The organism is Bradyrhizobium sp. 197 (assembly GCF_023073375.1).
GTDB lineage: Bacteria > Pseudomonadota > Alphaproteobacteria > Rhizobiales > Xanthobacteraceae > Bradyrhizobium.
This window is the reverse complement of record NZ_JADPJJ010000189.1, coordinates 16,927-30,398: the sequence shown is the minus strand read 5'-3', so window position 1 is coordinate 30,398 and position 13,472 is coordinate 16,927. Positions and strand designations below refer to the sequence as shown.

At 64.8% G+C, this 13,472-nt stretch carries 15 protein-coding genes; 7 read left to right on the top strand and 8 right to left on the bottom strand.

The window, feature by feature from the left end; genetic code table 11:
* The first annotated feature begins 228 nt into the window (after positions 1-228).
* From IVB27_RS41285 to IVB27_RS41270, 4 genes are all read left to right on the top strand, one after another.
* A complete protein-coding gene (locus tag IVB27_RS41285; protein WP_247352613.1) occupies positions 229-1,767 on the top strand; it encodes a YifB family Mg chelatase-like AAA ATPase in 1,539 nt (512 codons plus the stop codon).
* Between the two features lie 108 nt (positions 1,768-1,875).
* The gene (locus IVB27_RS41280) at positions 1,876-2,343 is read left to right on the top strand and encodes a hypothetical protein (RefSeq protein ID WP_247448253.1); all 468 of its coding nucleotides are present in this window, start codon (positions 1,876-1,878) and stop codon (positions 2,341-2,343) included.
* A 140-nt stretch (positions 2,344-2,483) separates the two neighbouring features.
* Positions 2,484-4,709 carry an ATP-binding protein gene (locus IVB27_RS41275; protein WP_247448252.1) on the top strand — a complete coding sequence of 742 codons (2,226 nt, stop codon included), beginning with the start codon at positions 2,484-2,486 and terminating at the stop codon, positions 4,707-4,709.
* Positions 4,710-4,812: 103 nt separating this feature from the next.
* On the top strand, positions 4,813-5,442 hold the full coding sequence (locus IVB27_RS41270) for a histidine phosphatase family protein (RefSeq protein ID WP_247448251.1): 630 nt from the start codon (positions 4,813-4,815) through the stop codon (positions 5,440-5,442).
* Positions 5,443-5,463: 21 nt separating this feature from the next.
* Here the strand turns inward: IVB27_RS41270 and IVB27_RS41265 are convergent, their stop codons facing one another.
* From IVB27_RS41265 to hisB, 8 genes are all read right to left on the bottom strand, one after another.
* Positions 5,464-5,766 (bottom strand): hypothetical protein, encoded by a 303-nt coding sequence (locus tag IVB27_RS41265; RefSeq protein WP_247448250.1) that lies wholly within the window; start codon positions 5,764-5,766, stop codon positions 5,464-5,466.
* 107 nt (positions 5,767-5,873) lie between these two features.
* On the bottom strand, positions 5,874-6,830 hold the full coding sequence (gene coaA, locus IVB27_RS41260) for a type I pantothenate kinase (protein ID WP_247448249.1): 957 nt from the start codon (positions 6,828-6,830) through the stop codon (positions 5,874-5,876).
* Positions 6,831-6,851: 21 nt separating this feature from the next.
* Entirely contained in the window at positions 6,852-7,178 is a 327-nt protein-coding gene (locus IVB27_RS41255; protein ID WP_247352605.1) for a phosphoribosyl-ATP diphosphatase, read from the bottom strand.
* Between the two features lie 103 nt (positions 7,179-7,281).
* Positions 7,282-8,058 (bottom strand): imidazole glycerol phosphate synthase subunit HisF, encoded by a 777-nt coding sequence (gene hisF / locus IVB27_RS41250; RefSeq protein WP_247448248.1) that lies wholly within the window; start codon positions 8,056-8,058, stop codon positions 7,282-7,284.
* A 10-nt stretch (positions 8,059-8,068) separates the two neighbouring features.
* On the bottom strand, positions 8,069-8,806 hold the full coding sequence (gene hisA / locus IVB27_RS41245) for a 1-(5-phosphoribosyl)-5-[(5-phosphoribosylamino)methylideneamino]imidazole-4-carboxamide isomerase (RefSeq protein WP_247448276.1): 738 nt from the start codon (positions 8,804-8,806) through the stop codon (positions 8,069-8,071).
* Positions 8,803-9,453, bottom strand: a complete 651-nt coding sequence (hisH, locus tag IVB27_RS41240; protein ID WP_247352601.1) for an imidazole glycerol phosphate synthase subunit HisH — start codon at positions 9,451-9,453, stop codon at positions 8,803-8,805. The genes hisA and hisH overlap by 4 nt, the downstream gene beginning before the upstream one ends.
* On the bottom strand, positions 9,450-9,980 hold the full coding sequence (locus tag IVB27_RS41235; protein ID WP_247448247.1) for a DUF2628 domain-containing protein: 531 nt from the start codon (positions 9,978-9,980) through the stop codon (positions 9,450-9,452). The genes hisH and IVB27_RS41235 overlap by 4 nt, the downstream gene beginning before the upstream one ends.
* 63 nt (positions 9,981-10,043) lie before the next feature.
* Complete coding sequence (gene hisB / locus IVB27_RS41230) at positions 10,044-10,637, bottom strand: imidazoleglycerol-phosphate dehydratase HisB (RefSeq protein ID WP_247448246.1); 594 nt, start codon at positions 10,635-10,637, stop codon at positions 10,044-10,046.
* Positions 10,638-10,825: 188 nt separating this feature from the next.
* On the opposite strand from hisB, the gene hslV reads away from it, so the two are divergent.
* The 3 genes from hslV to hslU all read left to right on the top strand — a co-directional run bounded on the left by hslV (position 10,826) and on the right by hslU (position 13,461).
* Positions 10,826-11,386 carry an ATP-dependent protease subunit HslV gene (gene hslV / locus IVB27_RS41225; protein ID WP_247448245.1) on the top strand — a complete coding sequence of 187 codons (561 nt, stop codon included), beginning with the start codon at positions 10,826-10,828 and terminating at the stop codon, positions 11,384-11,386.
* A gap of 101 nt (positions 11,387-11,487) precedes the next feature.
* Complete coding sequence (locus IVB27_RS41220) at positions 11,488-12,105, top strand: DUF2585 domain-containing protein (RefSeq protein WP_247448244.1); 618 nt, start codon at positions 11,488-11,490, stop codon at positions 12,103-12,105.
* Positions 12,106-12,156: 51 nt separating this feature from the next.
* Entirely contained in the window at positions 12,157-13,461 is a 1,305-nt protein-coding gene (gene hslU / locus IVB27_RS41215; RefSeq protein WP_247448243.1) for an ATP-dependent protease ATPase subunit HslU, read from the top strand.
* The last annotated feature ends 11 nt before the right edge of the window (positions 13,462-13,472 follow it).

Genomic DNA, 13,472 nt, shown 5'->3' with positions numbered 1-13,472 from the left:
TTGAATTGTTCACCCGTTAGACCACGGCCCATCCCGCAGCCTTAGGAGTAGCGGACATTCGTTGGAATGTGCTGAGGAGAGCCATGCGCATTCGAGGCGTAGTGTCCTGGTCGTGTTTACAATTGGTTAGGGCCTTCGAGCTCCCCTCAACATGTTCCCGTATTGTTCTTGCAAGAACCGCCCCGCTCTGCTACCCCTAATTGTGCAAGAGGGCAGGCTGGTTCGGGCATGGTTCAGCGGGTTTCTACCGTCGCCTTTGAGGGGATCGAGGCCCGCGCGGTCGACGTGCAGGTGCAGGTCGCGCCGGGTCTGCCGGCCTTTGCGATCGTAGGTCTCCCGGACAAAGCGGTGTCGGAGGCCCGCGAGCGGGTCCGCTCGGCGCTGATCGCCTCGGGCCTGGCGCTGCCGGCACGGCGGATCACCGTCAATCTCGCGCCCGCCGATCTGCCCAAGGAGGGCAGCCATTACGATCTGCCGATCGCGCTCGGGCTGATGGGGGCGATCGGCGCGATCCCCCCTGATGCGCTGACCGGCTTCACCGTTCTGGGCGAGCTCGGCCTCGACGGATCGATCGCGCCGGTGGCCGGTGTTCTTCCCGCCGCGATCGGCGCCAATGTGCGCGAGGAGGGACTGATCTGTCCGGCGGCTTGCGGCTCCGAAGCGGCGTGGGCGAGCCCGGACATCCAGATCATCGCCGCAAGTTCACTCATTCAGATCGCCAACCACTTCAAAGGGACGCAGGTGCTGTCGCGGCCGGTGCCGAAGGTGCACGAAGCCGCCGCCTCGCTGCTCGACCTGCGCGACATCAAGGGCCAGGAGAGCGCCAAGCGGGCGCTGGAGATCGCGGCCGCCGGCGGGCATCACCTGCTCATGATCGGCGCCCCCGGCGCCGGCAAATCGATGCTCGCGGCGCGCCTGCCCTCGATCCTGCCACCGCTCTCCCCCGGCGAACTGCTGGAGGTCTCGATGATCGCCTCCGTCGCCGGCGAGATCGAGGGCGGTGCGCTGACGGCGCGGCGTCCGTTCCGCTCGCCGCATCATTCCGCCAGCATGGCCGCGCTCACCGGTGGCGGCATGCGCGCAAGGCCCGGCGAGATCTCGCTCGCGCATCAGGGCGTGCTGTTCCTCGACGAGCTGCCCGAATTCGATCCGCGCGTACTGGATTCGCTGCGGCAGCCGCTGGAGAACGGCGAGGTCTCGGTGTCCCGCGCCAATCACCGCGTCACCTACCCTGCGCGCTTCATGCTGATCGCAGCGATGAATCCCTGCCGCTGCGGCAATGCGTTCGAACCCGGCTATGCCTGCAAGCGCGGCCGCATCGATCGCTGCACGGGCGACTATCAGGCCCGCATCTCGGGGCCGCTGATGGACCGGATCGACCTGCGCATCGAGGTTCCCGCAGTGACCGCGGCCGATTTGATCCTGCCGCCGCCCGCGGAGGGTTCGGCCGAGGTCGCCGCGCGCGTCGCGGCGGCACGCGACATCCAGCTTGCGCGCTACGCGGACGCGGGGCTGCCGAAGGTCCGCACCAATGCCGAAGCGCCGGCCTCGGTGCTGGAGGAGATCGCCAAGCCGGACGCGCAGGGCCAAAAACTGCTGCGCGACGCCGCCGAGACCATGCGGCTGTCGGCGCGCGGCTATCACCGCGTGCTGCGGGTGGCGCGCACGCTCGCGGACCTCGACGGCGCCGACAAGATCGGCCGGCTGCACCTCGCCGAAGCGTTGTCCTACCGCGCACTCGCGGAGGATGTGCGCCAGATGGCGTGATGTGAACGCGCATCAACCCGGCGGTAACGAGTTTCCTTTACGCTCTGCAAACCATAAGGCCCATCAGTTCCCGCCACGAGTTTCCCGGGGCCCGGCGAGTAGCGTGTCATGTTGCGTTTCAAGATCCTGGCCTCGGTCGTTCCCCTGCTCGCGGCTGCGGTGTTTGCCCGCAGCGAGATCGGATCGGTCTCGCATCCCTGCATCGCCATGGGCGAAACCTCGGTCGAGCTGACGTCGCTGTTCTGGACTGCCGGCTTGCACGTCGCCTTCACCGATGATCCCGCCCAGGCCACGGTGCGGGTTCAGATCACCGAGGATGCGGATGCGGCAGACTTCGCCGTCGTCGACGACGGCCTCGGTTCGGAATCCGAGACCTGCCAGGCCAATCCTTCGACCCGCCTGATCTCGATTGCGGCGCAGCCCGTCGATGGCGGCCAGGTGATCTATCTCTCCACCGAGGGGCCGGCGGATTACCGCGTCTATGTGCGCTCGAAGACGTTCTCGCAGCGCGAGGCGGCGGCGCTGATCGTCGGCGCCCACGGCGGCCACCGCCATCTCCAGGCCGCTTCGCTTTGAGCCGCCTCGCGCTGAGCCGTTAATGCTACGTCAACCCTGTTTGGAGGCGGCCGCAAGACCTCAAACTGTTCGCAAGGTCGGCGGGACATCGTCGTTTACAGCGAGCACAGGGTTTTAAGAAAACAGTCAGGTCGGTGGCGATGGGTCGGACGTTCCGGATCAAGGTGCGCATGCGCCGCTTCAGGCGGCAGTACCCCAAAATCGCCTTCGCGATCCGCTCCTTCATGATCTTCTCGGCGACCTTCGGTGGCGCCTATGGCTTTGTCTCCGGCAGCCGGTCGGAGAATTCCGGCTACGATCCCAACGCGTTTGCGATCGGCGCCAGCTTCCTGTTCGCGCTCTCCTGCCTCGGCCTTGCCACGCTCAGCATGCGCCTGCGCTTCGTCAACAAGCGGATGCGTGCGCTGGCCGCCCACAACGAAGCGCTGATCGACCGCAATTGGGAGCTGAAGGAAGCGGAAGAACGCGCCCGCAGCCTGTTCGAACAGCAGGGCGATCTGATCGTGCTGCGCGACACAAGCGGCCGCATCACCTTCGCCAATGAAGCCTATTGCGCGCTCGCGGTGCAGGCGCGTGGCGCGCTGGTCGGCACGCGCTTTGATTTCGACGTGCTGGAGCAGGGTGACAGCGCCCGCGAGAGCAACGGCACGCGCATTCACGACCAGAAGATCGCAACCCCGCTCGGCGCGCGCTGGATTGCCTGGCGCGAAGGCTATGTCCGCCTCGACGCCGGCCAGCCCGCCGAATTGCAGAGTGTCGGACGCGATGTCACCGACCGCACCGAGACGGAGCGTGCGCTGTCCGACGCCCGCGACCAGGCCGACGCCGCCAACCGCGCCAAATCGCGCTTCCTCGCCATGGCCTCGCACGAGATCCGCACGCCGCTCAACGGCATCATCGGCATGGGCGGCCTGCTGCTCGACACCACGCTGACGCCGGAGCAGACGACCTACGCCAAGGCCGTGAAGACCTCCGGCGAAGCGCTGATGGCGCTGATCGAGGAGTTGCTCGACTATTCCAAGATCGAAGCCGGCAAGCTCGATCTCGAGCAGCGTCCCTTCGCGCTGTCGGCCCTGATCGAGGACATCACCGAGCTGCTCGCGCCGCGCGCGCAGGCAAAGAGCCTCGAGATCGCCGCCTATGTCGACGAGCGCCTGCCGCTCGAACTGGTCGGCGACGCCGCGCGGCTGCGCCAGGTTCTGCTCAACCTTGCCGGCAATGCCATCAAGTTCACTGCGAGTGGTGGCGTTGCGCTGATCGTCGAGCCCGGCATCTGGCCGAACGAGATCAGTTTTCTGGTGCGCGACACCGGCGTCGGCATCGCACCGGAGGCGCAACAGCGCATCTTCCGCGAATTCGAGCAAGCCGACGAGCGCATCGCGCGCACCTATGGCGGCACCGGCCTCGGCCTCGCCATCAGCGAGCGCATCGTCAAGCGCATGGGCGGCCGCATCACGCTCACGAGCGAGCCGGGCAAGGGCTCGACCTTCGAGGTCGCGATTCCGCTCGCGCCATCACACGCCGGCGCAGAACCGACGGCGTTGGCGAGCCCTGATCTTGCCGGCAAGTCGATCCTGCTGATCGCCGACGGTATCGAGGCCTCGCTGATCGCGCGGCGGCTGGAGCGCTGGGGTGGCCAGACCTGTATGGTGACCGACGCGGCGGTCGCGGAAGCGCTGCTGCCGGAACGCTCATGGCATTCGGTGCTGATCGATCGTGCGCTTGGCGCCGCCATCACTGACCGCCTCGGCGAAGCCGCACGCAGGCATGCGATGCAACGCCTCGTGCTGCTGACATCGGGCTCGCGCCACGAGAAAGTTTCGCCGGCCTTCACCGGCTTCCTGGTCAAGCCGCTTCGCGCGGCCTCACTCGCTGCACGCCTCGCGCTGACCCCGGAGGTCGCCTCGCCCGATCTCGCGCCGGAGCCACCGGCCCAATCCACCGGCGCGGTACCGGCGAAAGGCCTGTCGATTCTCGTCGCCGAGGACAACGAGATCAACGCGCTGTTGATGCGCTCGCTGCTGACGAAACTCGGCCACCGCGTCGTCATCGCCGTCCATGGCGAGGCCGCGCTGGAATGCTGGCTCGGCGCGTCATCGGCCGGTACGCCCTTTGATCTCGTGCTGATGGACATCCAGATGCCGCAGCTCGACGGCATCGAAACGACCAAGCGCATCCGTGCGCATGAGGCGGCCAAAGGCGGCCACCACACGCCGATCCTCGCGCTCACCGCCAACACGCTGGTGGAAGATCGCTACGCCTGTTTTGAAGCGGGCATGAACGGGTTTCTGATCAAGCCGCTCGATCGCGAGAAGCTGGAAGAGGCGCTGGCCGGACTGGCGGCGGCGCGGCATCTGGCAGTCTGATCCAGAATTTCGTGAGAACCTGATCGGCCGGCAATCGATAATTGAAATCGACCGCGTCGCGCGTCACCATCCTCCGGGGCATTTGCAACGGAGGATTTCGCGCATGAACGTGCTTTGCCGCCTCGCCGTCATATCCCTTCTCTGTGGTTCCACCCAAGCGACTGCAGCCGATACGCCTGACTTGATCGCCTCGCTCAAGCAAGGCGGCTACGTGCTGGTGTTTCGGCACACCGCCACCGACGACAGCCAAAAGGATGTCTACCCTTTCAAATTCGACGATATGGGCGCCCAGCGTCAGCTCAGCGAAAAGGGCCGGGACATGGCGCGCCAGATCGGGGCGGCCATCAGGGAACTCGCGATCCCGATCGGCGATGTCTACACCAGCCGGCTGAACCGCGCGATCGAGGCGGGCAAGCTGATCTCCGGCCGCGAGGCCAAGCCGGTCGACGCATTGACGGACAGCAGCAACGCCAGCGCATCGGGAATGGCAAACCCGGCCGGCGCAAATGCAAAAGCCGGACAGGCCGTACGTCAGCTCCTCGATGCGGCTCCGCAGGCCGGCACCAACACCTTCCTCGTTACGCACAAGACCAACATCGCCGATGCCTTCGGCAAGGACGCCGGCGACGTGCAGGAGGGCGAAGCCTTCGCCTACCGGGCAAGCGCCACCGGTGCGGCGGCTTTCGTGGGGCGCATCAAGCCTGCCGATTGGAACGCGAAGGCAGGCAAGTGAGCCACTTGCCGGCGATGCACGTCAGCTTGGGTGCGGAACAGGTCGGGGCCGATGCATCCCTGCGCGGTCCGGCGGGACGAACCGTGATGCGGCCTGAGCAGGAAAACGCGGCGCGGACAGCTTGTCCGGCGGCGCCGCTGTGCCCTTGAAGATGGTGTCTGCCTGGGCCGCGCGCTTGCAATGCGGGCACACAAAAAGATGGGCAATGATCGGATGCGGCGCGTCCGCCAGCAGTTCGGACCGGTACCACCTCATCTCGATATGGCAGTCCGCGCATGTGGGTGCTTCGAGCTGCTCCGCCGCGCTTCTGAGCCGATCAACCATGGACCCCTCGTGTTTTCGAAGGCCGTAACGGATTACGCTTTGTCGGTCTGCAACAAAAGACACTTGGCCTGACAATTTAGCGGAAAGCCTCCCGTCCGTCGGCGCGATCACAGCCGGCGCAGTGCCACGCTCGCCACCGTGTGGTCGGCGCCCTTCTTCAGGATCAGCGTCGCGCGGGGGCGGGTCGGCAGGATATTGTCTTCGAGATTGGCGAGGTTGGTGCGCTCCCAGATCGCGATCGCGGTGGCGGTGGCTTCCTCGTCGGACAACAGCGCGTAGCGGTTGAAGTAGGATTTCGGATTGGTGAACGCGGTGTCGCGCAGCGACAGGAAGCGCCGGATGTACCACTGCCGCAGCGCCGCCTCGTCGGCGTCGATATAGACCGAGAAATCGAAGAAGTCGGAGACCACGGGCACGGCTTTGCCGTCGCGCGGCAGCTTGCCTGTTTGCAGCACGTTGACGCCCTCGACGATCAGGATGTCGGGCTGGTCGATCTCGGCCCACTCGTTCGGCACGATGTCGTAAGTCAAATGCGAATAGACCGGCGCGCGAACGTGGCGGCGGCCGGCCTTGATGTCGGAGAGAAAGCTGAGCAGCAGCGGCAGGTCGTAGCTCTCCGGAAAACCCTTCTTCTGCATGATGCCCTGCCGCTCCAGCACGGCGTTGGGATACAGAAATCCGTCGGTGGTGATCAGCTCGACCTTGGGACGCGGCGACCAGCGCGCCAGCAGCGCCTGAAGCACGCGGGCCGTGGTGGATTTTCCAACCGCGACCGAGCCGGCGACGCCGATGATGTAGGGCACCTTGCGGTCGCGGATGTTGAGGAACTGGCGCTCCGCGTAATACAGCCGCTGCATGGCATCGACATAGATCGACAGCAGGCGCGACAGTGGCAGGTAGATGTCCTCGACTTCCTGGAAATCGAGGCGGTCATGCAGCGAGCGCAGGCGATCGAACTCGCCCGGCTCCAGGGTCATCGGCGTGTCGTCGCGCAGCCGCGCCCATTGCTCGCGCGTATAGACGCGGTACGGATTATACTGCTGCTCGGGTGCGCGGATATCCATGACGCGATCTTTCCACCTCGGCTAGTTGCCGCCCTTGCGCGACGCCTTCTCTTCCAACCCTGACATCGAAGTCCGCTTGTCCAATGCGGCTTCGACCTCTTCCAGCTTTACGCCGCGGACCTTGAGCAGCACAAGGAAATGGTAGAGCAGATCGGCGCCTTCGGCGATCAGATGCGCGCGATCGTTTTCGACTGCTGCGATTACGGTTTCGACTGCTTCCTCACCGAACTTCTTGGCGCAATGTTCGGCGCCCTTGTCGAGAAGCTTGCGGGTATAGGACGCCTCGCCATCCGCTGCCGCGCGAGCGTCGATGGTCTCGGCCAGATCGTGGATCGTGAAACGCGGCATACAAAATACCCGGAAAACGCGCCTTGGCCGATTGCCCTGGCCGGTTATCTGACGGGACAAGCCGGTCCCGCCAATCGTGTAGCATTTTTATGGACGGGAGTCGTCAGGCATCGAGGCGCATGGCCAGCCCGCGCCGGGCCATGTGCTCCTTGGCTTCGCGGATGGTGAATTCCCCGAAGTGGAAGATCGAGGCAGCCAGCACGGCGGTGGCGTGGCCGTTGCGAATACCGTCGACGAGGTGGTCGAGATTGCCGACACCGCCCGAGGCGATCACGGGAACGGGAATGCTGTCTGCAATCGCGCGGGTCAGCGGGATGTCGAAACCCTGCCTTGTGCCGTCGCGGTCCATCGAGGTGAGCAGGATTTCACCAGCGCCAAGCGAGACCACCTCCTGGGCATATTCGATGGCGTCGATGCCGGTCGAGTTGCGGCCGCCATGGGTGAAGATCTCCCAGCGCTCTCCGCCACCGGCGCGCTTGACCCGCTTGGCGTCGATCGCGACCACCACGCACTGCCCGCCGAATTTCTCGGCGGCTTCCTTGACGAACTCACGCCGCGACACCGCGGCGCTGTTGATCGAGACCTTGTCGGCGCCGGCACGCAGAAGCGTCTTGATATCGTTGACCTCACGCACGCCGCCGCCGACGGTCACGGGCATGAAGCAGGCTTCAGCGGTGCGCCGGACCACGTCCAGCATGATGCCGCGGTTCTCATGGGTCGCGGTGATGTCGAGAAAAGTGAGCTCGTCGGCGCCGGCGGCGTCATAGGCGATCGCCGCTTCGACGGGGTCGCCGGCATCGCGCAGGTCAACGAAGTTGACGCCCTTGACGACGCGGCCGTCCTTGACGTCGAGGCAGGGGATCACGCGCACCTTGAACATGTGTCAGCTCCTAGGCGGCGCGCGCGTCGCGGATCAATGTGAGGGCGGCTGCCGGTTCGAGGCGGCCATCGTAAAGCGCGCGGCCGGCGATCGCACCGGCGAGCTTTTTCGCGCGCGGCGTCAGCATCGCCTTGACGTCCTCGATCGAGGCGAGGCCGCCGGAGGCGATCACGGGGATGGAGATCGCATCTGCGAGCGCAATGGTGGCATCGAGATTCAGGCCCTTGAGCAGGCCGTCGCGCGCGATGTCGGTGAAGATGATCGCGGCGACGCCAGCATCCTCGAAACGCTGCGCGATCTCCAGCACCGTCACCTGCGAGGTCTCGGCCCAGCCTTCGACCGCGACCTTGCCGTCGCGTGCATCGAGGCCGACCGCGACGCGGCCGGGGAATTTTTTTGCGGCAGCCTTCACCAATTCAGGGTCGCGCACCGCGGCGGTGCCGATGATGACCCGGGTGATGCCCTTTTCGAGCCAGGCTTCGACAGTCGCGAGATCGCGAATGCCGCCACCGAGCTGCACCGGAATCCTGATCGTCTTCAGCATCGCCTCGACCGCCTCGGCATTCACCGGCTTGCCGGCAAACGCACCGTCGAGATCGACAACGTGGAGATACTCAAAGCCTTGCGCAACAAAGCTCTCGGCCTGCGCGGCGGGATTGAGGTTGAATACGGTCGCACGCGCCATGTCGCCTTGCTCGAGGCGCACGCATTGGCCGTTCTTGAGGTCGATCGCGGGGAAGAGAATCACGGTTTCCATCGCAAGAAGTTCGAGATCAGGGCCAGACCAAAGCGCTGGCTCTTCTCGGGGTGAAACTGGGTGCCGATGGCCGTATCCTTTGCGACGATCGCGGTGACAGGCCCGCCGTAATCGGCGCGCGCGAGCACGTCCGCCTCGTTGGCGGCATTGAGGTGATAGGAGTGCACGAAATAGGCGTGCTGGCCTTTGGGGCCGAGCGGCAGCTTGTTCAGCACCGGATGCTCGCGCAGCACATCGAGCGTGTTCCAGCCCATGTGCGGGATCTTCAGGCTTTCGTCGCGCGGCGTGATCTTCTCGACGTCGCCGCCGACCCAGTTCAGCCCTGGCGTGATGACATGTTCCTTGCCGCGGGTGGCGAACAGCTGCATGCCGACGCAGATGCCGAGCATCGGCCGCGCCTTGACACGCACTGCCTCGGTGATCGCCTCGACCATGCCGTTGACCGCATCGAGCCCGCGCCGGCAATCGGCGAAGGCGCCGACGCCCGGCAGCACCAGACGGTCGGCGCTGTAGGCCTGGTCCGGATCGCTGGTGACGAAGACCTTTTGCGGGTTCTCCATGCTGCGCGCAGCGCGCTCGAACGCCTTTGCGGCGGAATGCAAATTGCCGGAACCGTAATCGATGATGGCGACACTCATCTTGACCCTCCCGGTTCCGGAAACAAACCAATGATGCCGCCCGCCGGCATCGGCGGCGGGCTTGAGAATTGCTGCCCCGGCACGTTGCGGGTCGGCGGCGGGCCACCGCGATCGACGGCCCATTGATCGTTGACGATGCCGCGCTGCTTCTGGCTCCAGCGCTCGAAGAAGCGGCGCTCGGCGGTGTCCTCGTCGTCGGAAATCACCACGTCGAGCTGCCGCCATTTACCGCGCGACAGCGTCCAGCGGCGCAGGCTGGAGGCCTCGAAACCCATCAGCAGCGCGACGATGATGTCGGCGAAGAAGATCGAGCTGCGTCCGATTCCGAGGCTGGACAGCCCGGCGTTGAACGCGGCAACGAAGATCACCCAGCCGATCAGCGCCAGCCACAGCCGATTCCACAGCAGCCAAAGCGGGCCGAAAATCATCGCCCAGAAATGGAAGCCGTCGCGTACGAAGACGAACTTGTCGGTCGCGCGCAGATCGGCTCCGGCAGGAGAGGGAGCATGAACTGTGTAGACAGGCATGGTGATGCCCCGCTCTCTAATTTCAGTGATACCGCAAGCGGCGCGTGCCGCCGGCCCGAGATGTCAGCCGCCGAGCGAGCCCTTGGTGGACGGGATTTCGCCCACCGTCTTCGGGTCGATCGCAACCGCCGTCCGCAGCGCCCGCGCCAGACCCTTGAAGCAGGATTCGGCGATATGGTGGCTGTTATCGCCATATAGGGTCTCGACGTGGAGAGTCACGCCGGCGTTCATGGCGAAGGCCTGGAACCACTCGCGCACCAGCTCGGTGTCGAACTCGCCGATCTTGTCGCGGGGAAAGTCGACCTTGAACACCAGGACCGGGCGGCCCGAGATGTCGATGACCACGCGCGACAGCGTCTCGTCCATGGGCATATGCACGCCGGCATAGCGGGTGATGCCCGCCATGTTGCCGAGCGCCTGCTTGATGGCCTGGCCAAGCGCGATGCCGGTGTCTTCAGTGGTATGGTGATAATCAATGTGCAGATCGCCCACCGCCTTGACCGTGAGGTCGATGCGGGAATGGCGAGCGAGGAGATCGAGCATATGGTCGAAAAAACCGATGCCGGTCGCGATATTGGATACGCCGGTGCCATCGAGGTTCACTGATACCTCGATGTCGGTTTCCTTGGTCTTGCGCTTGATCGTCGCGGTGCGCAAAATCGGTTTCCATTCTGGTTTTGAGCCGAAAACGCCGGTCTTTTAACAGCCAAATGACACCTTCGCTACTGCGGGAACGGCTGGCCGGGCTGCTACTTCTGCCTATGGTGAGCGAAATCGGGCCCGGAGCGGCCCGTTGTGCCGCGGCTCCTGACCGCCTAAATCAGCCCGGACAACGAGGTTCATTCATGCAGGACTCCCCAAACAGCTCGCCGGGCTGGCACGGCACCACGATTTTGACCGTCCGCAAGCGCGGCACGGTGGTGGTCGGTGGCGACGGCCAGGTCTCGATCGGCCAGACCGTGATCAAGTCCAATGCCAAAAAGGTCCGAAAGCTCGGCAAGGGCGACGTCATCGGCGGCTTTGCCGGTGCCACCGCCGACGCCTTCACGCTCTTTGAGCGCCTGGAAGCCAAACTCGAGCAATATCCGGGGCAATTGACCCGGGCCGCCGTCGAGCTCGCCAAGGACTGGCGTACCGATCGTTATTTGCGGCGGCTGGAGGCCATGATGATCGTGGCCGACAAGGACGTCTCTTTGGTCCTGACCGGCACCGGCGATGTGCTGGAGCCCGAGGCCGGCGTGATGGCGATCGGCTCCGGCGGCAATTACGCGCTGGCGGCGGCCCGAGCCCTGCTCGACACCGACAAGGACGCCGAGACCATCGTCCGCCGTTCCCTCGACATCGCCGCCGACATCTGCGTCTACACCAACCGCAACGTCACCATCGAAGCCCTGTCGGCCGGCTAGGGTCCAGGTTTCGACGTCAAAACTGAGCTCCGCGTCATTGCGAGCGAAGCGGCGCAATGCCTTACTTCCGATGATCCTCCGTTGCTGATGATGCGCAATTCATGACGCTCGCGATTTCCGAGAAAGCCAAGACGGCGATCCCGCCGACCTACTGGGTCGGCATCGCGCTGCTATTGCTGGCGCTGCAGGCCTCGATCCTGTTTGCGATGGGGCGGGTGCCGATCTGCACCTGCGGCTATGTCAAGCTATGGCATGGCGTGGTGAACAGCTCGGAGAATTCGCAGCACATCGCCGACTGGTACACCTTCTCGCATGTCCTGCACGGCTTCCTGTTCTACGGATTGACCTGGCTGCTGTTCGTGCGCCTGCCGTCGCCGCAACTCTCATGGCCCGCGCGGCTGATCATCGCGATGCTGATCGAAGGTACCTGGGAAATCGTCGAGAATTCGCCGTTCATCATCGAGCGCTACCGCGCCGGCACGATCTCGCTGGACTATTTCGGCGACAGCATCGTCAATTCGATCTCGGACACGCTGTCCATGATGCTGGGCTTCCTCGCCGCGCGCCTGCTGCCCGTACCGGTGACCGTCCTGCTGGGGCTCGCCTTCGAAATCATGCTCGCGCTGCATATTCGCGACAATCTGACGCTCAATATCCTGATGCTGATCCATCCGTTCGAGGCCGTGAAACAATGGCAATCGGGTCCGCCGATCATCTGACGACAAAAAAGCGGCTTGTCCCGCCCCGCATCTGATCCTAGCTAAGGTCCCATGACAGACTTTTCTCCCCGTGAAATCGTTTCCGAACTCGACCGTTTCATCGTCGGCCAGGCCGATGCCAAGCGAGCCGTCTCGATCGCGCTGCGTAACCGCTGGCGGCGGCAGCAACTGGAAGGCTCCTTGCGCGAAGAGGTACTGCCGAAAAACATCTTGATGATCGGCCCGACCGGCGTCGGCAAGACCGAGATCGCGCGGCGGCTCGCCAAGCTGGCGAACGCGCCGTTCCTGAAGGTCGAGGCGACGAAATTCACCGAGGTCGGCTATGTCGGCCGCGACGTCGAGCAGATCGTGCGCGACCTCGTCGAGGTCGCGATTGCCCAGGTCCGCGAGCGCAAGCGCAAAGACGTGCAGGCACGCGCGCAACTTGCCGCCGAGGAGCGCGTGCTCGACGCGCTGGTCGGCGCCAATGCCAGCGCGGCAACGCGGGACTCTTTCCGCAAAAAGCTACGGGCAGGCGAGCTCAACGACAAGGAAATCGAGATCGAGACGCAAGGCGGCGGCAGCGGCTTTCCGATGTTCGAGATCCCGGGCATGCCCGGCGCCCAAATGGGCGCGGTTTCGATCGGCGACATTTTCGGCAAGCTCGGGGGACGCAGCAAGACGCGGCGGCTGACGGTGGGGAGCTCGCACGAGATCCTCGTCAACGAGGAGTCCGACAAGCTGCTCGACAGCGATCAGTTGACGCAGGAGGCGATCAGCGCGGTCGAGAATAACGGCATCGTGTTTCTCGACGAGATCGACAAGATCTGCGCACGCGAAGGCCGCGCCGGCGGCGACGTGTCGCGCGAGGGCGTGCAGCGCGATCTGTTGCCCTTGATCGAGGGCACGACCGTTTCGACCAAGCACGGCGCGGTGAAGACCGACCACATCCTGTTCATCGCCTCCGGCGCCTTCCACGTCGCAAAACCGTCCGACCTCCTGCCGGAACTGCAGGGCCGCCTGCCGATCCGCGTCGAGCTGCAGGCACTGACCCGAGACGATATGCGCCGCATCCTGACCGAGCCCGAGGCTTCGCTGATCAAGCAATATGTCGCGCTGATGCAGACCGAGGGCGTCACGCTCGACATCACCGGCGACGCCATCGACGCGCTCGCGGACGTCGCGGTGGCGGTGAATTCCACCGTCGAGAACATCGGCGCGCGGCGGCTCCAGACCGTGATGGAGCGGGTGCTGGATGAGATCTCCTTCACCGCTCCCGACCGCAACGGCGAGACCGTCAAGATCGACGCGGATTTCGTGCAGAAGCACGTCGGCGACCTCGCCAAGAACGCGGATCTGAGCCGGTTCATTTTGTAATTTCGGGCGGT